The following is a 22504-nucleotide window of genomic DNA, read 5'->3' on the forward strand; positions in this document are numbered from 1 at the left end:
CTTTTCCTTTCCAAGTTTACTGTTTTGTGTCTGGTATTTCTTCTAAATAAGCTTTAGCAGGAGCAGGATGTGTGTATCTACCCATCGCTGTTTTATGCTTTCGAAGCCCAAGTTTTTCATAAAATCCTTCTCTACCATGCGTTGCTGTTAAATGAAGAAAGAAAATATCACTACACTTTGTCAATAAATCTGTCATTACCATTTTACCTATGCCTATACCTTGAAATTCTGGATGAACAATAATATCATAAATACTTCCATAAAAGACTCCATCCGTAACTACCCTTCCACATCCAACTAACCTACCATCTAAATAAGCAAGTGAAACTAAATAACTAGCCTTAAAAGCTTGTTGAAGTTTATGCTTAGGAAAGCCCTCCCATTCAACCGCTAGAAAAAGTTGCTCTAACTCGTCCCAATCCAAATTGTCTAATGTATTTACAATGGAAATTTTAGATACTATGTTTAAATCCATGTTACCACGTCCCCCTTAATCGCTTATCCCTATCCGGAACACTATTATATTCGATGTATCAAACAAAAAACCCTTTTTTTACTACGTAGCTATACGTGAACAGAGTAAAGTACTTATTTACTCATTTATGTTAATTCTTTTTTTATAAAAGTATTTAGATTCATAAACAGACCAGTGTACACAAAGATAATTCCTATCATTAAAATAATGCCAATATAAACGGACATCATTGTAGGGACTAAAAAAGCACCGATGATGATGCTTGATCGAGCGATTAAATCCGCTCCGCTAAACGAAATATTTGAAAATGCAGAATAGGATCCTCTTTTGTCTGCAGGAATCATATTTGCTTGTTCTGCATTTCTAACCGGGGAGTAAACTAATTCGCCAATTGTTGCAATTAGATTGAACAAAATCAGCATATACCAAGTGTTTGCTGAAGTCACCGTAATGTATCCGATACTGTAAATAATCAGACCAATCAATAATACCCTTTGCTTGCTGAACCGATCAGTAAACCTATTGATCAAAAATGTGAAGCAAACCACGAGCAGCATATTTTCTATATTAAGTATACTTAACATACGTACACCGACTAGCTCAAACGCTCCAACTTGAACCGCTTGAAACGTTTCTGCTAATCGGACACCAATATAGCTATTTAATGTAAATTCAGCGGAAAAGATAAACATAGAACCCACTACCACTTTAACAAAAGGGATATCTTGAAAAGCCACTTTATAATTTTGAAATAAATCAATAAATACATTTTCATAACGCTTTTCTAAGGTGTGTGTATGTTCATCAATCAACCAAATCTTATAAGCGATTGGAAGGATTATTGAAGTAAGAGTTAGCAATGCAAATAGCTCCATTTGGTGATTTATGTAAAGCAAGCCACCAAGTGCCGCTCCTATAGCCATAGATAAATTTACTAGCCAATAATCGAGTGCATACACTTCTTTTCTATTTTCAGGCGTAGTGGAATCAATAATTATAGCATGCATCGCCGTCGACCAAGACTGCTGGTAATAATGTAGACAACATACGCAATAGCAAATAGCCAAATAATATTATCATTGGAATTAAGCTTAAAGTCATGAAGAAAAACATGAAACCACTTAAAAATGACGTAAGCACTAGCACACGTTTTCGTGGAAAACGATCCGAAATATAGCCACCTATCAAACTCACAAAAAAACTGATGATAACTGTAAAAATTAAAAAGACACCAGCCCACACTTTATCTAACTCTTGGGCAAAAAATAAGGCCATAAAAGGCATTACCGCTGATGAAACCGCACGATTAAAAAATGATGTAATTAATCGCACTTTAATGTTTTGTGGATACTTTTTCCAAGACATGTTGTCAACCTCCTCTGTCTTATGTATATTAAACTAGACTCAACTAACTATAAATGGACACTTCCAATACTTATGTCCACTTTTAACAGGAGGCCTTTAATGGATAAACATTTACTGACTTTATGGCAGTCCGTCTCTTCAGGTAGTATTAAACAAATAGAAATATCCGATTTACTTCAATTAAGCCCGAAACAAACTGCTCGTTGTTTACAAAAGTGGACTAAAGATGGATGGCTAAAATACATTCCTGGTCATGGAAGAGGAAATGTTTCTACACTTAAATGGCTAAAAAACGTGGAAGCGATTTTTGAAGAACAGGTAATGAAAATGATTGACGAAGATTCTGTAGAACTTAGCAGTAAATATTTAGTATTAGATTGGTCACCAGACAGTAAACTTCGTCTGATGAATAAATTTAGAACAAAATTTGGATACGATCAATCAACTAATGATAAGCTTGTCATTCCTAGAAGATACCCTTTTTTGACCATACATCCATTAGAGGCTGCCGATGTTAATAGCGCCAGCCTGGTTGCAAATTTATATAATCGATTGGTAGCCGTTGATGAAAAGGGCTTCGTTTCACCTGAATTAGCTCATAGTTGGGATGTCAGTTCTACTAAAGTTCGACTTTATATAAAAAAAGAGATTAAATTCCATGATGGTTCCATATTAACCGCTGAAGATGTAGTAACTTGCTTAGGGAAATTACGTAACTATCCGCAGTATCAACTACTCTGGAAACCTGTACAACAAATAAAAGTAGCAGCACCACTCGTAATCGATATTCATTTCCCTACTGGATGTAGTTATTGTCTGCAGATGCTTGGTACGATGAATGCAAGCATTTATAAAGAAACTAAAAGTGGATTGGTTGGCACAGGTTGTTTTTACATGGAGGAAAACGATGAAAAGAAAACAACTTTAGTAGCGTTTAAGGATTTTTTTGGAGAACGACCTTTACTCGACATGATTGAATTTGTACAAGTTCCAGAGGAGTTTGATGTAGTGTATCGATCCTCCGCACTAGAAGAGAATCACTCAACATTTCAAGTAGAAAGCGATTCTGGTTTTGGAATAGTTATGATGAATACATTTAGAAATTCTGCGATACAACGGAAGGAAATTCGTGATTATCTACATTATATTATTGCGAAAAAACGACATGAAATTGCCCTAACAAGTTCTCGTAAACTGCCAAATCATAAAGGCTGTCTCATTGGGAAAAGTCAAAGCTACCCTATCCCTAAGACAAAAAAGCCAGATTTTACGGAACCTCTTGTTTTAAAATTAGTAAATTACACAGAAAATACGACATTGTGGTTGAAAAATCTATTGGTGGAGGAAGGCGTTCCAGTTGTAACGAAGTGGGTGTCTTTTAAGGATACAGTGATAAATAATAGTGCAAACGAAGAAGCTGATCTTTTTATACATGGTGAAGTATTTGAGATGAACCAAAATTTTTCATTTTTCTTTTTCTTACTGAATGGGTATTCAAAATTAGCTAGCATTCTCAAAAAAGAAAAGAAATTAGCAAGTTATTTAGAGGAATATATACATACCCCTTTTGAAGAATGGACTGATTTAAATCTAAAGGTAGAAAAAGAATTAATCGATCAATCCATTATTGTTCCCCTTTATTATGCAAAACGGCAAATACCTTTTTCCGCAGATTTGATGAATATTAACATTAAGCATTTTGGCTATGTAGACTTTTCTAAATTATGGGTACGTCCAGAATTAGACTAAGAAAAAAGGATGTGCAAGATTGCATATCCTTTATAGATTCGCTAACCTGGCGTTTAACATAAAAGAATGTATGAACAGCTTTGAGCAACTGATATTATTGTTCATTCGTTAGAATAGATTTTAAAGTAACATAATTTTCGTCAAAAAATTGTTGATGCTTTTGGATTCCACGCCTTTTACACCAACCAATCGAATTGAATGCATCCGTAAAGCGATAAAACGGTAGTACAATTTCTAAATCTATCAGCTGGCGAATTGTTTGATATCCTTTTTGATAAGCTTCTAAAGTGCCTGGGTTTTTCATAAAAATATCGCGATTAATTTTTGTAAAATCCATTTCCGTTGAACCAAAGCGAGCACTCTCAAAATCGATAATTCCTGAAACTAGATTTTCATGGATTATTATATTTGCTGGACGAAAATCCATATGTATAAAGCTTGGTCCATCTGGATGAGGAAGCGATTTACGCTGTTTTTCAAATAGTTCTAGTGATTGTTCATATAAAGCCTCAGGAATCACATCTTTTACATCTTCGGCAAAACTGTAAAATTGGTTCTCAAGAAATGTGGACCATTGATCGTATACATTTGAAATTCCCTTATATGAATAGTTTTTTTGTGGAGCTACTTGATGTAATTTTGCATGGTTAACGCCAATATCAAAAGCTAGTTTTTCATCCACTTTTTCGGAGAGTGGTTCTCCTTTAATGGCTGACAACAGAAGCGCTCCTGCTATTTCATCGTTCCCTTCCCAATATTCTAATAATCTAGGAACTTCCAGCGTATCACTTAGTATCTCTAACGCTTCGTATTCACGTGCTAATTTTACTTTAGAATAAGGTATTTTCAGATATACTATTTGTTGATTAATTTGCTTTATTTTATAAACTGTTGAGCTAAAAGAATCTGGAACATCTTCAATTGAAAGCACGTTCAGTTTTAATTTATCTATTATTTGATTTAGTTGTTGCAATCAATTTCACCCCTATCTTCTTTGTATGTTTTAACTCACATCTTGCCGCTTAGTTCTTAAAACTGATTCCCATTCCTCAAAAATTCTAGTTAGTTCAATAAGTAATAAAAAAGAATATACACTATTTCATTATTGAAATCTCCTGGTTGATAGAATTTGCAATAACTTCACACTTTTTTATAGCCCAAATGTAATGTTGCGAAGTATTCGCCATAAAATAGCTATATAAATTACTTGTTTTTGTCCACTTATAGTATTGTTTTGTCAACATTTCTTCATTGCTGTGCGACTTAATTAAATTCATTACTCTTTCATGGCTTAATTTCAATTTCTTAATCGCTTTATTTAAAGTTATATCTTGATAGTTTTCCCAAATTTGCATATTGAGTAACTTAATAGTACTCCATTTATTGCCAGGTGCTGGTATAGAAGGAATATCTCCATCCATCCCCTCTCTATACCATCTTTCAAGCATCGCATGCCATTCATACAAATGCATTATTACATCCCGAAAATTCTTATCTCTTTCTCCCGTTTCTATAGAAATATTCCTTCTTCTACTAGGTACAGATTCAATTATTTCAAATAATGCATTTAAATTCTTATCGCTATTCTGTAAGAGCATTTCTTTTTCATCTTTCCTTATCATCACTTTTCCATCCTTTTTCTTTTTATTTTAGCACAGGAATATACGTTATCGAGCTAAAATTCAGAAATTATAAACAAATCGTTTCTTCCATTTTTTTGATAGAATGGGTTATAGTTTATTAAGAGTTCTATATTCATTAATGGGGAGATTTTTATGAAATATAAAATAGTATTTTTCGATGTGGATGGAACAATTACGAATCATGCGGATGGTAGTATTTCGAATAACACAAAAGAAGCGATAAGAACATTAAAAAACAAAGGATTAATAGTGGTAGCTGCAACTGGAAGACCATTATCCATGTGTAAAGAAATAAAGGAATTAGGAATAGATACATTCATCACAGCAAATGGGGCTTATGTGAAGCATGATCAAATGGTTATACATAAAGTGCCGATGGATAACAGAACAATACAAGAAGTATTTGAATTTGCATCTAGGGAGAATCAAGATCTATCTTTTTTCACGGAAGAATTTAGTATGAACGGTGTAAAAAATACCGAAACTTTAAAAGCATTAAAGGAAACTTTATCATTAAATGACTACCCTATTGTTGATCATTTAATACACAAACAAGAAGTTTACTTAATGTGCTTGTATGCAAACGATGAAACTGTTAAGAAATACATGCTAAAATTTCCGCATTTAACTTTTTTGAGATGGCACCCTTTTGTATCAAATGTATTACAAGAAGAAGTTTCTAAATCTATAGCGATTCTAAAAGTTTTACAGTACTTCGACATTGATAAATCTGAGGCTATCGCATTTGGGGATGGAGAAAATGATATAGACATGTTGGAATTAGTAGGGCTTGGTATAGCGATGGGAAATGGATCTGAAAACTTAAAAAAAGTGGCAAATTTCGTTACGAAGAAGTCAAATGAAGACGGCATCGATTTTGCGTTAAAAAAGTTCGGAATCATTTAAGTTACATCCCCTCCAATACTTAACAGTAGACTTAAAAGAAGTAAGTTCATATTACGTTACCTAAAAGTTCCTATCGAGTCCCTTCGTATTCTAAAATAGAATAGTGCTTTAAACTGTAAACATATTAGTGAGGTGAGAAACATTAATAGTGATATTCGGGATACTCACGAAGACAAACCCAAACATAAACGATATCCTAAAGATACTATAGCTGCTGGACGCCGTCATACCATCGCCCTTTAATCAGATGGTACTGTCATGGGTGTGGGTGATAATAATTATGATCAATGTGATGTAAGTGGATGGTGTGATATTGTGGCAATTGCAGCGGGGTGTGCCCATAGCGTCGGGTTAAAATCGGACGGCACGGTGGTTGCTGTGGGTGATAATGAATATGGACAATGCGATGTAAAAGACTGGAGCGGCATCCAACGGCCAGACTATTAGTTTCTAGGTATCCTGTGAATGTGTGTTGGAGAGGGATCATAAAGACCACTCTTCAATTCGCTTGATTTAGATTGAAATATCTGCACCAAAGATGACAGCTCCTAACTAAAATAGAAGTCTGAAAAGCTAAACCATTTAAAAGCGGCGATGGAAATTTCTACTCGAATCGCTAATTATTAAGGACAGTATTGTTTTATTATATCTAAAAGACGTTCCGCTTTTTCAGTTGAAACATTTTCAGCTAATCTTGCAGCAGCAATGATTGGAGCCCACTGAAAAATGTTATTTTTAGACAATCCACTTTTCTCACAATAGAGTCGCAAATACATTTCAGCCATCTCTTCGGAAAATTGGAGATACAAAAGATATGTTCGATATACATCTGCACGTATATCCCCAACGCTGGAATCGACCCAATCAATAATCGTCACTTTGTTATTTAACATGATTAAATTAAATAGATGGAAGTCTCCATGGCAAAGTCTTTTTTCAAAGGTTATTGAGTCTAATTTGTTTATTAAATTTGACTTTTTTCTTTCATCTAAAATATCAACTGAATTTATTTGACGACATAACTTTTCAGTCATTGGTTCCAGGAGATCTGTTTTAATCATATGAATCTTTTGCTGTATTTCAATGGAAACTTGCATGTAGTATTCCGCTTGTTTCCTGTTTTCAGTTAAGAGCTCACCCAACGTTTTTCCCTTAATATATTCCATTATAATAGCTTGTTTACCATCTATCTTAGTGACATTCCATATTTTAGGAACCGAAAGTCCACATGTATAAGCAAATTTCTGCTTATTTGCTTCGTATAACGCTTCTGTATCGGGCAAATAATCATTAAATATCTTGATAACCTTGTTTTCGTAAAGATAAATTTTAGCTGTATTTCCTGTTGCTATTGGGTCCCCCAGTTTCATTTTTTATCCCTCCCAACTTTGTGTTTATTAATGGACATCTTGCCACTTCATCTAACAATTATATTCCATACTTAAAAATTCAAATGTACAACCATTTGTTTCTTGCATAAAAGTTTCGATATCTATAAAGCCAAATCTTTTGTATACTTTTATCGCTCTTTGATTAAAAGTCGCAACTGATAAAGTTATTTTTTCGACTGTATAATTAGATTGAACAAAATCCATTCCGGCCTTTAGAAATTGTAACCCCTGCCCTTTTCCAGTTAAGTTAGGACTCATTCCTAAACCGATATCAAAAATTCTATCAGCAACTTTGTTTACAACAAAGAAACCAATCAAGTTACAATCAAATGTTACTGCATATGTCGAATTTCCCCTTGTTTCAGGATTTAAAAATTCTTCTAAGTCTTCTTTGTCTGATTCCATATCGTAAAATGAATATTCTCCATCATAATGCCAATTAAATGCAATATTTTCAGCTTGTTCTTGTGTCATAATTCTAAATTGATATGCCATTTTAATCCCTCTTAATTTTCATATACTTCTTAAATATTAATGTCGTCTGTAATCCAGACTTTCACATAGCTTTCCAACGAAGAGGCAATCCATGTTCTGCTATCGTCTTCATGATTCCACACAAAAATTTCATCATCTTGAATGCTCCCATTTAATATTCTGTAGCCGAATAGGTCCCCATTTCCAGCATCTCCCCATTCATCTCCAATTTATTAAGATGCTTAGACTTAAATTCCTCACCAACCAATTAGACTTCTCGAAAAGCTGTTTCAAGTAAAGTTCTTGCTTTTTCTGTGTTTAAAGAAGTATCATGTGCTAAATGTGGCATTTGCCCGTCTTCTATTAAATACGGTTGGACAAGACTATTTTCATATCCAAGTTGTGACAATCGCTTCTTAAAAAAAGAGTAATAACTCTCTTTTTGCATTGGTCCTATATGTAATATTCCAGTAAATTGTTTACTTGAAATTTCAAGTATCGCTTTTGCTAGATCTTCCACATGTACAAATATTTTATATACGTTAACGTAAGCTTTAGGTTGTTCGCCAATTTCTATTTGTTTAATCATCATTTGTGTTCGTTGTTCTATCTTTTGATTGAAATCCTCTCCATACAAAGGTCCCGTGCGAACTATTACATTATTTAAATGTTTATGCTGAATAATATTTTCAGCCTTTGATTTAGCTGTTACATATGTAAACAAAGGAGCATCCGGGGCAAGCGAACCCGTTTGGTCTGATTCCGTATAATTACCTCTACCATCTACAAAAATAGCATCTGTTGAAAGAAAAATAAGTTTTGTCTCATTTTCAATCATCTCTAATAAATTCCTAAGTCCTATATCAGTTAGCTCATCTTCTTTTTCTCCATTCATTAGAGACCAAACAACAACATCTGGCTCAATTTGTTTGATTGCTTTTTCAATAGATTGTTTATCTATTACATCTACTTGAATAATATGAGCATCCTCATTAGAATAACGGGAAGTACCTTTTACGAAGGTATTAGGCATCTTAGTAGCCAATCCTAATAAAGTCGAACCTAAAAAAACCTGTTGCCCCCAATATAAGCATTTTCACTATTATCATTCCTTTTATAAATATAGCTTTTAACACCGTATGTTCAAAATCTCATTTTTCTGGCATCGCTCTCGATTCTTTCCTTACATGTAGGACATGAAAATTTCCCTTTCATATTGCGCTTAAACTTTTGATACTGCGGGTCATTGTCGTAAAGCTTGAACTCTTTTTTGCAAAACAAACATGTTACTGTATAAAAAAGCATCTAACAACCTCCAGTTCAATTTCTTGTTTCTCCTACTACTCCATATTCCAAAGAGTAAACGCAAAAAGAAACAATATAGCTGTAAAGCTGAATTCACCAAGATAAACTTTTCTATCTTCTTTTCGAAGGTAACTTTCGATTCCCTCTATAAGTGATCCAACACCTGCTAGTAATATGACAATTCGAAAATAAAAGATATCTAATTCGTTAGCAAAGGCTAATATTAAACAAATAACCATCACAATATTTAGTAAGATTCTAATAGTAAAAATCGGCTTTGTACTTTTTTTTCTTTCCACTTTTTCAAAAAAAATCCCCATAAATAAAACCTCATCTTCAATTTTTTTAAAATAACCTTTTATCTTTTTCTTCCAATGTAAAGTAAGTGAGAGGAAATCCCAAGTATATATGGATCTGCTCCTTTTTCAATGATTAAATCTATTACTTTTTGTAGCTCTTGTTCTCCTTTGTCTCTCCAATAATTCCAACTCTCATTGTTCAATATGGTTCCGATATTAGAACCAATCAATTGTATGCTTTCAAATCCCTGCGATTCCATGAAAGGGTTAATGTCTTCTATATTGAAATAGTAGGCACCTGTAAAACGCCCTTCATCTGCATGATTAAAGCAACCAGTTTGGGAGAATTGAACAATCGTATCTATATTATTATTTGGTTTCCAGTTTTCCGGAGCTAAAAGGGAGGTAAGGATATGCCTAACTCTTGGCATATAAGCAACAAAGACAAGTCCATTCTTTTTGGTCACTCTATATAATTCTTCAACTGCTTTTAAACGATCTTGTTCATCCTGCAAATGATACATTGGGCCAAGCATTAAGGATGCATCGAACTGTTCATTCTTCAACATGTTAAGCTTTCTAGCGTCAGCTGCATATAAACCATCAAATTGCTTTTCTAAACCTAATTCTATAGCTTTACTTTTTGCAAAATCGACTAATTTAGGTGTTAGATCAGTTAAGGTCACTTTATAACCTTCTGCAGCAAGCTTCATTGAATATTTTCCAGGCCCTGCTCCATTATCTAGTACTCGTCCAATTGTAGGTAAATATTTCTTTATATAGTGCCAATTTACTTGAAATTCAATCGGTTCTCTATCTAGCCTTCCCCACTCGTCGAATTGATTGTAGTAGTTGATTATGTTACTCATTAATTTCCACCCCATTTTTTGAACTAATATGTAATATTCTCCATATCCACTTCAAATTCCTTTTTAATATATTAATCTCTCTTTTCTATTTTTCAGGTGTATAATGTACACACCCTATAATTAGAAGGAAGGAAGTCTTTTGCTACAAAAATTCAATTTCTTTATTCAAAAATGGATGGCTGTGTTAACTCCTTTAAGTTTAGTACTAGGTGTATTACTGGAAGATGTGGGTGGGCATCTACTATTTTTAGTTCCCTGGTTATTTGCTTTTATGACTTTTTCTAGCAGTCTGAGTATGAAGTTTAATGATATCAAGGTATTTACTACATATCCGAAAACTATTTTGTTTAGCATTGCATTTTTACATATTTTGATGCCTATTTGGGCCTATTTCTTATCCACCCTTATTTTTGATGATCATTATTAACGGTTGGATACGTTATTTCTGTTGCTGTGCCAACTGGTGTTACAAGTGTCATTTGGGTCAATATGTGCAAAGGCCATTTACCACTTAGTTTATCTATCATATTGATTGATACGTTATTATCTCCTATTGTTATGCCTTTTTTATTGGATGTAATTGCAGGTAAAAGTATAGCAATTGATACAAAGTCCATTATCATCGACTTACTTTGGATGATCGTACTTCCTTCAATTGTTGGAATTATACTTAATGAGGTTTCTAAAGGCTCCATTCGAAAAAACTTCGGGAAATACTTAGCACCTTTTTCAAAACTGAGTCTTTTTGGTGTAGTGATGATTAATAGTAGTGCAGTGGCACCTTACCTAAAGGATATTAGTTGGGAATTGATCGGTGTGATATTCGTAGTACTTCTTCTCGCTATCTCCGGTTATACCTTTGCTTTGCTGCTTGGCCGATTTATCTGGAAAGATACAAGCATCCTTACAACCTTTGTTTTCATTGGTGGTATGCGAAATATTGCCGTTGGTGTTATTGTTGCTACGACGTATTTCCCACCAAAAGTGGCGATGCCCGTAGTTTTTGGCATGCTTTTTCAACAAGTGCTAGCTGCGGTTTTTAGTAAGGTGATTCAAAAAATGCAGTTAAAGAATGACGTTGTGCCAGAAATAAGTGAACGCAAATAACTTTGACCCAAGTGTTTTAAATACTTGTTTAATCTCCACTGTATTATGGAAAGCTTTCATTATTGAAAATAAAAGTCAAAGAGAGCTGAATATAATGACTAGATTTTGCCAAAAAATGCTAAAGGAGGAACCGACCCCCGATCATCTTATAAATTGCCAGGAATGCGGACTTTATAAACAAGGGACCCGGATGGTTTGGGGTGAAGGGAATTCGGAAGCGCGGATTATGATTATTCTAGATAATCCAGGAGCTCGTGAGAATCGTGATGGTGAATCATTTGTTTGCGGGACGCGGCAAACACTGCAAGAAGTGGCTAATGAAGCCGGCTTAAATATAGATGATTTGTATGTTACTTTCATCCTTAAAAGAAAACCCGTCCGTACATATGATAAAGAGTTAGTTCGTCAAATTTGTATGGGACATTTAGAAGAGCAGCTAAAAGAAAAAAAGCCTCACATTATTCTTTGCTTAGGCAACGTAGCGGTCCAATCCTTTTTTCAAAACCCAGAAGCCGAAGTGAAATCATTGCGAGGCAGTTGGCACAATGTACGAGGATTTGAGACAACAGTCGCCTATCATCCACTTGCAATTAGGCGTCGTCCTAATTTACGTGCTTTATTTTTGGAGGACTTGACGCTTGTAGCAGAACGCTTTCATAGTTTAAATCTCTAAATTATGAAGTGGTTTTTAATGATGATTTTTTTTACTTCCTACGAAGAACACAATTGCTAAAGCACTTGTCTCTGGCCAATTTAGCTCATTTTAAAAATAAAATGGAATAATGCACATAATAGGGAAACTGCCCGGTAAAGCTTTATTATGTGTCCGCCGTGATTTTCATTACAGTCGTACGCTTTCCGTGGGGTGAGTGATGAGCCATCCCCTCCGCTTTGGTCGTCGTTGGGTTGGCTCATTAGTCCACTCATCCCATAGGAGTCACCGCCTGCAGTGAAAATCAATGGTAATTTCTTTTTTATTTATAGTCAACTTTCTAGTAACCAAACGAATGTTAAGAGCAACTAGATCTAGTCTGAAAGCAACCAAATTACCCCTGAGAGCAACCATTTTTTCATAACACAAGATTACTTGAAATGTGATGGCAATATTTATGGACATTATTTAGGATTACTTTATAAAAAGCTTCAGCTTGATCGGCTATGTCGCATCCGCACCGAGTTTTTTTGTCGCGTTCATAGCATGTTATGTCGCGTTACACCACTTATTGGTATTTAATAAGCGGAAAATCTATGTAGAAGTTTGATTTGTTAAACAGTGACGCTAATTAGTTAGCGTTATCCTTATGGATTGTAGCGGAAGGTGGCGACTCCGGCGGGATTAAGCGGGACAGGTGAGACCCCGCAGGAGCGTCAGCGACGAGGAGGCTCACCGCCCGCCCCGCGGAAAGCGCCCGCCTGCAGCTAAAATCCTAGCGGTCATTTTAAAACATTCGACCGCGCAGTTTCCCTATACCACGATTAAATTAAAGCATGCAGTTAATTATGCTTCCTAAAAAAGTTATTCACATTTCTAAATCTTCTATAGTTTCCTAAAACAATAAAAAACGAGAACCATCTCTACCCATTAAACCTTCCCATAACGATGGTATTATAGTATTTGCCGTCTGAAAGAATTTTATCTTTTTCTAGTACACCTTCTATTTTAAAACCAAATTTCTTATAAAGATTTACTGCCTTTACATTTGTTTCAATAACCTGTAGTGTAATTTTAGTAATTTTGTTTGAATCCGCCCAACCAATAGATTCTTTTAACAGGTTTGTTCCAATACCGTAGCCCCAATAATCTTTTAATACGCAAACTCCAAACTCCACTTTATGAGCAAAGCGTTTTAAGAGATTTCCTTCACATCTTGAAAATCCCACAATCTTGTCATTCATAACGGCAACTAAAAAAAGATTATTCCTTTCTTTTGTATCCGCATTAATTAGTTCCTCAAAACCAAGTGTGTCTATATAGGCTTCTCCTTTTTCTCTATCGAGATTCTCGGTCTCTCCATCAATTTGTACCCTAATTTCAGATAGTTCCTTTGCATCTTTCTTTATTGCTGGTCGTATTATGTAACCTATTCCCTTAATTTGAAATTCTCTTTGATCCATTTCCATCTTTTCCTCATCCTTTATGTAAAATTCGATTGAGTTGTCTCGCTTAATAATGCACATTGCTATTCCAGCTTAAAGATATAATCTAATTAATCAATGCTGTTCCCCGATAGCATAGTGATTAAATTTCCCTCACCACCTACTTCAACAAAACCCAATCTACGATAAAGATTTATAGCATTAGTGTTAGCAATATCTACACTTAATGATAATCTTCTATAATTATTGTTTTTTGCTTCTTTTTTTAGTGCAATTCCTAACTCGGGAGTATAATCGTCCACATAACCATACCCACGTTTTTCACTGCTAAATAATCTGTACCACACTGCTCCAATAGGTGTTCCTAGATGATCATCAGTAGCAACTTATACCGTATCCCCTTTTCTTCCCCAATCCTGATGGTATTTTATTAATTCATTGGTATATAGGAGTACTTCTATGCTTGGTTTTCTCTCTTCTTCAATATATAGATTCATAAAGCATTTCTAGAAAAAAATTCTTTTCATTTTCTTTTAGGTATCTTACTTCGTACAATTTCCTCTTCCTACTCGATGGACAATTAGAATTTTAATTTTTACACTCCTGATAGCAAGGTGGAGTGCATAAATCATAGAAACTTCCAATACCTATTCAATTTTGTTTTTTCTCCCAAAACCTTTATTAATTCCAGAGTGAGAGATTAGTTTATTGTAATTGGTCTCCTTACCACAAAGTACCTGTATCTATTAGTCTTCATCCATAGTAATCTAGGAGAGTTATAATAATACTTTCAAACCAGAGGAGCATGGGTTTAAGTGAAAAAAATACTACCTATTATTCTATTTATTTTACTTTTATATGCAGGACCTGTACAAGGTTTAGCTGCAGCGAATTCACTTTCAATCGGAACTGTTCTAACAGATAACGTAAATGCATTAAGTATGCCTAAACAAGGTTCTTCGGTTATCACTACTTTAGATAAAGGAGAAGAATTATCCCTTCTATCGACTGTTTCGGGAGACTCTTCTACTACTATTATTCATACAGTAGTTCCAGGGAATACATTATGGAAAATTTCAAACCAATACAGCATTTCACTGAATGACCTAGTAACAGCAAATAAGCTCTACACTACAGAAATTCGTATCGGACAACAATTAATCATTCCACAAAAGTACAACCTATATACTGTTATTAAAGATGATACTTTATGGAAGATTTCAAAAAACTATGGAGTATCTATAAATGAATTAACCAAATTGAACAATTTACGATCTTCCAACTTGGATATCGGACAGAAATTAAAACTCCCTGACTACTACGTACAAGTTCAGTTACTTGGTGGTAAAACAGGATGGGTTAAAAAGTCATTCTTACAACTAAAGACGCAGGAACGTATCGTCATGGGGTGGAAGTATAATGGAAGTTCCAAAAATTATACGGAACAATTAAATCATCCAAATTTAAATGTAGTATCACCTCGTTGGTATACGTTAAATAATACGGGCAATTTTGTTACCATTGCATCCGATTCAAAATATCTACAAGCTGCACATAGTAACGGCAAGAAAGTATGGCCACTAATTGGAAATAAATTCGATCCAATTTTGACTGACAAAGTACTAAGTAATGCTGGGAATCGTCAAAAACTAGTGTCAGCGCTAAAGAATTCTTTAGTTCAAACAAAAAGTGACGGAATCAATGTAGACTTTGAAAATATTGATCCGAAAAACAAAAAAGATTTTGTTCTTTTCATAACGGAACTGAAAAAAGCACTTCAGCCTCATGAAATTAAAGTCTCTGTAGATGTCACACGCGAAAACAGCGACCCTTTTTGGTCCGGTAGCTTGGACCGTAAAGAGCTAGGAAAGATAGCTGACTATATAATAATGATGGGTTATGAGGAGCATTGGGGAGGCAGTCCGAAAGCTGGTTCTGTAGCTTCTATGCCTTGGACAAAACTAGGGGTGGAGCTTTTAATGGAGGAAGTACCCTCACAAAAAATCGTTTTGGCGGTCCCCTTCTTCACAAGAGAATGGATCACCAATTTATCTACAAAAAAAGTGAAAAGTATAGACCGCACAATGGGTGAAGTGGAGCAAATTATTTCTTCCAAAGGTCTCCAAAAAACTTGGGATTCAACTACGCAACAAAACTATATAGAATACACTACTAATGGTGAGATGCATCAAATTTGGGTAGAAGATAAACAATCTATGCAACTACGAATTGACCTAGCAAAACAATATAATCTGGGTGGTATAGCCGCTTGGTACGTTGGTTCCGAAACACCTGATATTTGGGATGTATATCATTTTAATAAATAATTTTAGAGAAGAACATTGCAAACAAGCTGAGTACATATATACATGGACTCAGCTTGTTTTTTATATCTTTATTAGCGTTAACTTTATTGGATTTCAATTGTTATATCTCTTTCTGAAGTCACCCATACTTTATACTGATTTAAACCACTACCAGCTGAATTTACTTTAAATTCTTCTAGAGAAGCTAATCTAAAAGCAAGCGAACAGGCTATCTTATAGTCAGAAGTAATATATCCATCCACTGAATCTGCCCACATATCGGCAAGTGGTTATTAATACAACTATGTAAACATATAATTGAATAAACGCTATAGGAGGGGCAATGTGAGGAGATGGAATCGCCTTATAGGCAGCTTTGGTTTCTTTCTATTAATGCTCGTTGCTTTATTTATGTACCCTCAGCCATCTGGATCGAAAAAAGAAACAAAAGAATCCCTTTTTCAAATTACCGGTGAGGAAGAGCAAGCTTTATACGATGTTCAAGAGTACCTTTATACAGATGGAGGATTCTTTGAACAAGTGAGGATAGAAATGGAAAGAGCGGGATACGAGTATTCCATAGCGGCTATGTTATATTCTTCCAATGATATTAGGGTTGATATCATTCTAAATAATATAAAAGAAATTTCAGAGCATCAGCAATCAGAAATATTACAGATTTTCAACGACATGATGATAAAAAATCATATTGACCAACAGGCTTTTACCATACAAGTGATTACTCCCAATCGTCTATAGTTAAACATCGAATTAGTTCATTTTTACTTTTACATATTGACGACACAAAGGGAGACATCTGCTCCCTTTATCCTTCGCCGAGTGCTAAGTATTTTTTAGTTTTCCCTTTGTAATACACCAATAAAATATCTTCTCGCTCTTTTGTGGAGAAGATTTTCGCTCCTATTGGCAATTTGCTTGCTATTCCGTCCTTAAAATTAAGATTATTATCGTAAACTTCTTCTATTTCTCCTACCAATTCATCTTTAGTAAGTTCGATTTCATTCACCCAGTCGATATTAGTTTTATAAATTAACCCCTCCCATTGAAAAATATCTGCATGTGAATCTAAACGTAAAACTTCCTCTGCATCTGGATTTTTAGAAACTGTGACTTCAGTTTCCGCACCGGAGCAGCTAGTTAAATAGATTGCACATGTAATGATCATTAAACTTACAATCACTTTATTCATTTCCCACCTCCAACCAGTTAGTCGTTGTGAGGAGGGATTTGGTTTCAAAAAATCATTTACCATGAACTGGAACTGACCTAAAACCACTAGCGACCGAATCCTTCCGTCGATATACACTTAACACGACACCGATTAAAAAGGAATTAAAGATAGTAGGCATTAAACCGTAACTAATAAATGGCAGTGACATAGAAATCAACGGGAGAAACCCAAGCATCATTGCAATATTCGTAACAAGCTGAACGCTATAAAGGGCTACTACCCCAATAAGTAATAGCTTCCCATATGAATGCTGCACTTTACGAGCAATTACAATAATTCTTGCGATGAATAAAGATAGTATAAAAACGAGCGCAATCGCAAAAATCCAGCCAAAGTATGAAGTAAGATTTACAAAAACAAAGTCAGCATGAAATTCCGGTATGAACTCTGTTTTTGTAGCATTTCCAAACCAGCCTGCTCCTGCCAGTAGCTCTTTTAGTAGCAATATCATATAACCTGCGCTATCTTCATACTGTACAGGATTTAAAAATGCAAGCAATCTAATTTTCTGATAAGGTAAACTAGCTTGCCAGAAAATGATACTAATAATAAAAAATGAACTAATAATTAATCCTATTACTGATAAAATTGTCATTCGACTAAATTGACTCCAACAAAACATGACGAAAACCATGACACCGTAAATATAAGCTGTTGAAATACTTGGCAGCGAAAAAATAAAGTAACAAGGAATAAAAAACAAAATACCCAGTTGCCAAATTTTTAGTCTCTTATCATTGAAAAAAGATGCCCATGCAAAAAACAAAAAGGGAACAGCCATCAAGCTTTCAATTGTTAAAGGTCCGATTTCTATAACAGAAGTACCACTAATTATTCCTGTTGAGAAAAATCTTATTATGAAAAGAATGATTATTCCAATTCCGTAAAACAGCCAACCTTTCTTCTCTAACTTTCCAAAATCAAACATCATCATACCAAATGCTATAATACCACCTAAGATAACAAATAAGATTTTATGTTTAGAACAATAGCCCATACTCATCGCTTCATCACTAAAAAAATTGCCGAGAGAAAGCATCGGTAAAAAACTTAAACCTAACGTGATAACTAGCAATATTATTGTAAACCAATCTACTTTTGGTCGATGTAGCTTGTTAAGCCTTTGCCCAAGCGTTATAGGGTTTCCCATTTGCTTAACTGCTTTTTCTTCTGCATCCTCTTCATTTAGACCCTTATTAATCCATTCGCTTTTCATTGCTGTAATATGATAATTCAGTTCAGCCGATACAAATTCCTTAGCCTCCTTTGAACGGATTTGGTTTTGCACTTCCATTAAATAGGATTGCTTGTTGTTTTTCATTTGTATCTCACCTCTCTACTAATTCTTTAAATGCAAATGGTTTAGGTATTGATTGTTTTTCCGATTTTCGTAACAGTTTTGTTCCTTTATTATTTAGTCGGTAATGTTTTATATTTGAATCGTTCCAGCGTGTATTCAAATAGCCTTCTTGCTCGAGCTGATGCAGGAATGTATATAATATGCCTTCATTTTCTTCAAATTTTCGGATGCCCCGCCCTCTTAATAATTTCACTAATTCGTAACCTGTTTTTTCTTGAACAAGCAGCTGCATCACTGCTATAAAAATCGTATCCTCATTTTCTTCTTTCATTATTTTTTCTTGAATTGCCTTACGATGCTGTTCATCAAAAGTTAGTTCCGAAAATGTCGTTTGATCCATCGATTTTTTCAACTTTTTTAAACGTTCTTCCATTATTGTTCCCCCAATCGCTCTTCCAGAAGTTGCTTGGCACGTCTGAGTCTCGTTTTAACTGTATTCGCACTTACTTCCGTTAGTATGGCAATTTCCTTCACAAGTCGTTCCTCATAGTAAAAGAGATAGATTACTTCCCGGTATTTAATAGGCAATGTCATTAGTGCAGCGATTAATTGATCATCCGTTTCTTTTTGTATAATTACTTCTTCCACGATTTCTTTTTTCGTTGGACTATTCTCCGTATGCTCTGCAATGAATACATGTTTGTTGTACCAGCTCTTTAAGAAATCTTTGCAATGATTGATAGCAATTCGCCACAACCAAGTTTTCAGTTTAGATTTCCCTTTAAATGTATGTATAGATTGATAAAATTTCACAAATATATCTTGGGTTAAATCCTCTGCGACTTCTTTGTTATTCACATATGAATAGACAAGCCTTAATATATCTTGACCATATTTGTTCATCATTTCATACATTAGTTCTTTCCGATTTTCTAGTTCAACTGCTTTTTCGAATACTTCTTCCACAGTACCCCTCCTCTCAATTCATTAGACGATGTGCCTATCTGGAAGGTTTGTTTAATTACAATAAATTTCTAATACAAGCATTGCCATCATAAAATCCCCTTTAAGTAACTGCGTATCATTGCATACACTGACTACTTAAAGGGGATTAAATTTTACAAACTATACTAGCAATATTTAATTAGAAATAGTTTTGTATATTCTTTTAATCGTTTCCATATGCATTGCTTCATGGTAAAAACTGAACAATAGAGTTTCACCAAGGGTATAGAAAGAGATACCCATCCGATTTGTAAATGGAGTTGGCAGTTTATCGGAAAAGCGTTCTGGAACGAATCTTTTTATTCTTTCAGTTTGTTCAGCTAGTATAGAAGAGATCTCCGTGAGTGTTGGAGGAGTTTCTTTCCAATCAGCTGGTTTTGTTCCTGGACCAAAAAATTTCTCATACTCTACTGGGAGACTCGTTTTTTCACCTAAAACACTATATACCAGTCTTTCTTGCACAAATGCAATATGTCCAAAATTCCAACGAATATTATTATTAAAGCCTTCAGGAACAATATCTGTTATCTCTTCTGGTATTGTATTTATAGATTTTATCGTTATACTTCGTACCGTTTCCATATGATGCAAAATAGTTTGTTCCATTTATAAAATCCCCCTCTAATTTCTGCTTCTAACTCTAATTTCCACATATATATGTAAAAATCCTTCCGCCTTACAAATTATGCGTATTATATTATTGATAGTACACACATATTTTATGACTCCACCATTTAATTGTTTCTATTGAATAAAAAATCGATCAACCCGATTAGAAGAAGATCGATTTTTTAGAAGAGGAGTTATGGGACATCATCTATCGTTTTAAACTTTCTTACTAACCACCATTCTTAAAGTCCTCAGGTACAGCGGACAAAATATACCGTATGACTAAAGTGATTTTGTTAAAGCTTGACATTCTCTCTTAATCTACATCATATTTGTTTAGTAGCTCATAAAACTTGCCCCCACAATAATTAGTAGGATAAACAGCACTACAATCAACGCGAAGTTCGATCCGCGATTACCGTATCCGCCACCTTCACTTCCACAATATCCAGACATCTTATTCCCCCTCCTTTCCTCTTGCTATATATAGATTATGCAGAGAATTTAAAATGCATAAGGTAATTTATCTTGGTAAATCCTTCTTCAAGGTTTCTTTCAAAAAAAAGCCTCACTCAACTTAATGAGCAGAGCACTTGAGGGCTATCCCCAAAGACTGCTGTGGGAGGTTCAATTAAAAAAGTCACCACAGCAATTGACACTGTAATGACCTAATGCGGAATAACGCTTTTTTTGTTATCTCCAATACCATTGTCCAAGCGTTAAAACCTCAAAGTCAACGCCAAATGTTACGCCTGCTGGCACTACTTGCTCTTTAGCCACATTTTGGACTATGATTATAAACAAAAATAAAAACTATGTTAGAGGGGGAGCATTGATAGAGAAATGAGGTCTTCAATAGTCAATCTTATTTTCCAATAAAGAATTCATTTAAAGCTTGTTGTAAAGTACCAAAAGTTTTTGTCTCTTTATTAAATTTGATACCTAAATTAATCATTTGTCTGACAACGTCAGGGCGCAAGCCTGTAATAATTGTGCGACATCCCATCATCGAAGTACCGTATATAGTTTTCATTAGGTGTTCTATTACTTTGTTTTCCATTTCAGCTATACCCGATAAATCAATTATTAAAGTTTCAATTTGAAGTCTATTAATCTCTGTCAGAACCTTTTCCTCTAAAACAGTTGTTCTAAAGGAGTCTATTGTTCCAATTAAGGGCAATATACATATAGTTGGAGTTATAGGGATAATTGGAACTGACAACTTTTCAACCACTTCTCTTTGAGCGAGAATTAAAGAATCCTTAAATGTAGAATAGCTTATAAAGAATGAATTTAAAAAGTCATCAACATTATTATTGAGTTGTTTTTCTAATAAGAATATCGCATCTAAATTAAACTTTTGCGTTTGATTGTTAAATTTCTGCAAGAAGCTCCATAGGGTCCTGCGAATTGCTTGTACCCATTCCAGTTTAAAAGATAAAGTTAAAGAATGTGTTGCCCAGGCTATTCCTTCTTGTTTAGCAAATAAACGAAGTTCTGTCTGTTTTTCTCCATCGATGATGAAATTAATGAGTTTGTGTGCATTATTAATGAGGTCAATTTCTCCAATCTTTAGGATATCATCTATTTTGTCTCTTACATTCACAGCTTGATTTAATAAATGATTTTCAAAGTCTTGTTTATGGCTCTTAAAATAATTTTTAAAATCCTCATCTATAAATATTTTTTCCAAAATATTTTCCCCTAGAATTATTAATAACTTTAACAATTCTTTATTACCATTAATAAATCCTTCTTTAAACATATTTTATTGATAATGGCTCCTATTATGTCCTATATGGGACAGCAATAAAATTACTTTAAGAAAATTAGTTAATCCGTTTAGAGTATTAATAGAGTACTGAATAGAATGAATGTATAATCTGCAGATTATAAATCTCTCAATGTGAGGAGGTGTATTTTAAATGCCTTTAACAACTGGACCAATTGAAAATCAAGGAAATCAACCGGCTAACGCAACTAATGCTCGAGTTAAAATTCTTAATCGTACAGGAGGACCACTTACTGGTGTAGTAAGAGTTTTCAGACTTAATGGGACAAGACAACAAGTTGCATCAGCTAACTTTAGCGCAGCTGCTAATGCTTCTACTTTTGTAACCCTTTCTGTTGGTGGAGCAGCTCAATATGAAGTTGAAATCGTTCCTAATCAAACCGGCGGATTGTATTCAGTCTACGGAAGAACAGCTTCAGGTGTAATTATTACTGCTCAACGAGTTTTACACTCAGAATTAGTACAAATTCTCTAGTTATTAAAAAAGAATCTACAAGTTAATATCTGTTGTACGTGGCAGCCCCTCTGTCAATTAAATTAATGATCGATGGGGCTGCCCT

At 34.4% G+C, this 22504-nt stretch carries 26 protein-coding genes and 4 pseudogenes; 9 read left to right on the forward strand and 21 right to left on the reverse strand.

Features of this window, described 5'->3' with window-relative positions; translation table 11 throughout:
- Nucleotides 1-16: 16 nt before the first annotated feature.
- Both OR571_RS12625 and OR571_RS12630 read right to left on the reverse strand, forming a co-directional pair.
- A complete protein-coding gene (locus tag OR571_RS12625; RefSeq protein WP_282243182.1) occupies nucleotides 17-475 on the reverse strand; it encodes a GNAT family N-acetyltransferase in 459 nt (152 codons plus the stop codon).
- Nucleotides 476-600: 125 nt separating this feature from the next.
- Nucleotides 601-1840, reverse strand: a pseudogene (locus OR571_RS12630) (MDR family MFS transporter).
- Between the two features lie 99 nt (nucleotides 1841-1939).
- Between OR571_RS12630 and OR571_RS12635 the strand changes: the two are divergent.
- Nucleotides 1940-3589 carry an ABC transporter substrate-binding protein gene (locus OR571_RS12635; RefSeq protein ID WP_282243184.1) on the forward strand — a complete coding sequence of 550 codons (1650 nt, stop codon included), beginning with the start codon at nucleotides 1940-1942 and terminating at the stop codon, nucleotides 3587-3589.
- A gap of 94 nt (nucleotides 3590-3683) precedes the next feature.
- Here the strand turns inward: OR571_RS12635 and OR571_RS12640 are convergent, their stop codons facing one another.
- Nucleotides 3684-4562, reverse strand: a complete 879-nt coding sequence (locus OR571_RS12640) for a phosphotransferase family protein (RefSeq protein ID WP_282243186.1) — start codon at nucleotides 4560-4562, stop codon at nucleotides 3684-3686.
- Between the two features lie 121 nt (nucleotides 4563-4683).
- The gene (locus tag OR571_RS12645) at nucleotides 4684-5211 is read right to left on the reverse strand and encodes a ClbS/DfsB family four-helix bundle protein (protein ID WP_282243188.1); all 528 of its coding nucleotides are present in this window, start codon (nucleotides 5209-5211) and stop codon (nucleotides 4684-4686) included.
- 153 nt (nucleotides 5212-5364) lie between these two features.
- On the opposite strand from OR571_RS12645, the gene OR571_RS12650 reads away from it, so the two are divergent.
- Nucleotides 5365-6138, forward strand: a complete 774-nt coding sequence (locus tag OR571_RS12650; RefSeq protein WP_282243190.1) for a Cof-type HAD-IIB family hydrolase — start codon at nucleotides 5365-5367, stop codon at nucleotides 6136-6138.
- A gap of 207 nt (nucleotides 6139-6345) precedes the next feature.
- Nucleotides 6346-6585: pseudogene (locus OR571_RS12655) on the forward strand (chromosome condensation regulator); the annotation flags it as partial.
- A gap of 176 nt (nucleotides 6586-6761) precedes the next feature.
- On the opposite strand, the gene OR571_RS12660 reads toward OR571_RS12655, so the two are convergent.
- From OR571_RS12660 to OR571_RS12690, 7 genes and pseudogenes are all read right to left on the reverse strand, one after another.
- The gene (locus OR571_RS12660; RefSeq protein ID WP_282243191.1) at nucleotides 6762-7508 is read right to left on the reverse strand and encodes an aminoglycoside phosphotransferase family protein; all 747 of its coding nucleotides are present in this window, start codon (nucleotides 7506-7508) and stop codon (nucleotides 6762-6764) included.
- A gap of 51 nt (nucleotides 7509-7559) precedes the next feature.
- The gene (locus tag OR571_RS12665) at nucleotides 7560-8024 is read right to left on the reverse strand and encodes a GNAT family N-acetyltransferase (RefSeq protein ID WP_282243193.1); all 465 of its coding nucleotides are present in this window, start codon (nucleotides 8022-8024) and stop codon (nucleotides 7560-7562) included.
- Between the two features lie 29 nt (nucleotides 8025-8053).
- Nucleotides 8054-8215 (reverse strand): annotated as a pseudogene (locus OR571_RS12670) (SMI1/KNR4 family protein); the annotation flags it as partial.
- A 56-nt stretch (nucleotides 8216-8271) separates the two neighbouring features.
- Nucleotides 8272-9084: pseudogene (locus tag OR571_RS12675) on the reverse strand (NAD-dependent epimerase/dehydratase family protein); the annotation flags it as partial.
- Between the two features lie 62 nt (nucleotides 9085-9146).
- Nucleotides 9147-9308 carry a DUF2197 domain-containing protein gene (locus OR571_RS22960; RefSeq protein WP_142538547.1) on the reverse strand — a complete coding sequence of 54 codons (162 nt, stop codon included), beginning with the start codon at nucleotides 9306-9308 and terminating at the stop codon, nucleotides 9147-9149.
- Nucleotides 9309-9343: 35 nt separating this feature from the next.
- Nucleotides 9344-9628 carry a hypothetical protein gene (locus OR571_RS12685; RefSeq protein ID WP_282243196.1) on the reverse strand — a complete coding sequence of 95 codons (285 nt, stop codon included), beginning with the start codon at nucleotides 9626-9628 and terminating at the stop codon, nucleotides 9344-9346.
- A gap of 38 nt (nucleotides 9629-9666) precedes the next feature.
- A complete protein-coding gene (locus OR571_RS12690; protein ID WP_282243197.1) occupies nucleotides 9667-10476 on the reverse strand; it encodes a class I SAM-dependent methyltransferase in 810 nt (269 codons plus the stop codon).
- Nucleotides 10477-10615: 139 nt separating this feature from the next.
- Here OR571_RS12690 and OR571_RS12695 point away from each other — a divergent pair, with 139 nt between their 5' ends.
- From OR571_RS12695 to OR571_RS12705, 3 genes are all read left to right on the forward strand, one after another.
- Nucleotides 10616-10903 (forward strand): hypothetical protein, encoded by a 288-nt coding sequence (locus OR571_RS12695; RefSeq protein ID WP_282243198.1) that lies wholly within the window; start codon nucleotides 10616-10618, stop codon nucleotides 10901-10903.
- Nucleotides 10904-10929: 26 nt separating this feature from the next.
- Nucleotides 10930-11583: a bile acid:sodium symporter family protein gene (locus OR571_RS12700; protein WP_282243199.1), complete on the forward strand. Its 654-nt coding sequence runs from the start codon at nucleotides 10930-10932 to the stop codon at nucleotides 11581-11583.
- 115 nt (nucleotides 11584-11698) lie between these two features.
- Nucleotides 11699-12256 (forward strand): uracil-DNA glycosylase, encoded by a 558-nt coding sequence (locus OR571_RS12705; RefSeq protein WP_348775045.1) that lies wholly within the window; start codon nucleotides 11699-11701, stop codon nucleotides 12254-12256.
- A gap of 902 nt (nucleotides 12257-13158) precedes the next feature.
- Here the strand turns inward: OR571_RS12705 and OR571_RS12715 are convergent.
- The gene (locus OR571_RS12715) at nucleotides 13159-13704 is read right to left on the reverse strand and encodes a GNAT family N-acetyltransferase (RefSeq protein WP_282243201.1); all 546 of its coding nucleotides are present in this window, start codon (nucleotides 13702-13704) and stop codon (nucleotides 13159-13161) included.
- 86 nt (nucleotides 13705-13790) lie between these two features.
- On the reverse strand, nucleotides 13791-13982 hold the full coding sequence (locus OR571_RS12720) for a GNAT family N-acetyltransferase (protein WP_282243203.1): 192 nt from the start codon (nucleotides 13980-13982) through the stop codon (nucleotides 13791-13793).
- Between the two features lie 513 nt (nucleotides 13983-14495).
- Here OR571_RS12720 and OR571_RS12725 point away from each other — a divergent pair.
- Nucleotides 14496-16007: a LysM peptidoglycan-binding domain-containing protein gene (locus OR571_RS12725; protein ID WP_282243205.1), complete on the forward strand. Its 1512-nt coding sequence runs from the start codon at nucleotides 14496-14498 to the stop codon at nucleotides 16005-16007.
- An 83-nt stretch (nucleotides 16008-16090) separates the two neighbouring features.
- Here OR571_RS12725 and OR571_RS12730 read toward each other — a convergent pair whose 3' ends face one another.
- Entirely contained in the window at nucleotides 16091-16264 is a 174-nt protein-coding gene (locus OR571_RS12730; protein ID WP_282243207.1) for a hypothetical protein, read from the reverse strand.
- A gap of 67 nt (nucleotides 16265-16331) precedes the next feature.
- Here OR571_RS12730 and OR571_RS12735 point away from each other — a divergent pair, with 67 nt between their 5' ends.
- The gene (locus tag OR571_RS12735; protein WP_282243209.1) at nucleotides 16332-16745 is read left to right on the forward strand and encodes a hypothetical protein; all 414 of its coding nucleotides are present in this window, start codon (nucleotides 16332-16334) and stop codon (nucleotides 16743-16745) included.
- Nucleotides 16746-16812: 67 nt separating this feature from the next.
- Here OR571_RS12735 and OR571_RS12740 read toward each other — a convergent pair whose 3' ends face one another.
- From OR571_RS12740 to OR571_RS12770, 7 genes are all read right to left on the reverse strand, one after another.
- The gene (locus OR571_RS12740; RefSeq protein ID WP_282243211.1) at nucleotides 16813-17196 is read right to left on the reverse strand and encodes a hypothetical protein; all 384 of its coding nucleotides are present in this window, start codon (nucleotides 17194-17196) and stop codon (nucleotides 16813-16815) included.
- A gap of 52 nt (nucleotides 17197-17248) precedes the next feature.
- Nucleotides 17249-18559 carry an FtsW/RodA/SpoVE family cell cycle protein gene (locus OR571_RS12745; RefSeq protein WP_282243213.1) on the reverse strand — a complete coding sequence of 437 codons (1311 nt, stop codon included), beginning with the start codon at nucleotides 18557-18559 and terminating at the stop codon, nucleotides 17249-17251.
- Between the two features lie 7 nt (nucleotides 18560-18566).
- Nucleotides 18567-18971, reverse strand: coding sequence for a PadR family transcriptional regulator (locus OR571_RS12750; RefSeq protein WP_282243215.1), 405 nt, complete (start codon nucleotides 18969-18971; stop codon nucleotides 18567-18569).
- On the reverse strand, nucleotides 18971-19504 hold the full coding sequence (locus tag OR571_RS12755) for a sigma-70 family RNA polymerase sigma factor (protein ID WP_282243217.1): 534 nt from the start codon (nucleotides 19502-19504) through the stop codon (nucleotides 18971-18973). Before OR571_RS12755 ends, OR571_RS12750 begins: the two co-directional genes overlap by 1 nt.
- Nucleotides 19505-19678: 174 nt before the next feature.
- Nucleotides 19679-20149, reverse strand: a complete 471-nt coding sequence (locus OR571_RS12760) for a DinB family protein (RefSeq protein WP_282243219.1) — start codon at nucleotides 20147-20149, stop codon at nucleotides 19679-19681.
- A gap of 339 nt (nucleotides 20150-20488) precedes the next feature.
- Entirely contained in the window at nucleotides 20489-20608 is a 120-nt protein-coding gene (locus OR571_RS12765) for a YjcZ family sporulation protein (RefSeq protein WP_142538538.1), read from the reverse strand.
- Between the two features lie 409 nt (nucleotides 20609-21017).
- Nucleotides 21018-21917, reverse strand: coding sequence for an STAS domain-containing protein (locus OR571_RS12770; RefSeq protein ID WP_282243223.1), 900 nt, complete (start codon nucleotides 21915-21917; stop codon nucleotides 21018-21020).
- A 160-nt stretch (nucleotides 21918-22077) separates the two neighbouring features.
- On the opposite strand from OR571_RS12770, the gene OR571_RS12775 reads away from it, so the two are divergent.
- Nucleotides 22078-22419, forward strand: a complete 342-nt coding sequence (locus tag OR571_RS12775; RefSeq protein ID WP_282243225.1) for an ATPase — start codon at nucleotides 22078-22080, stop codon at nucleotides 22417-22419.
- The last annotated feature ends 85 nt before the right edge of the window (nucleotides 22420-22504 follow it).

Source organism: Psychrobacillus sp. NEAU-3TGS (genome assembly GCF_029955155.1).
GTDB lineage: Bacteria > Bacillota > Bacilli > Bacillales_A > Planococcaceae > Psychrobacillus.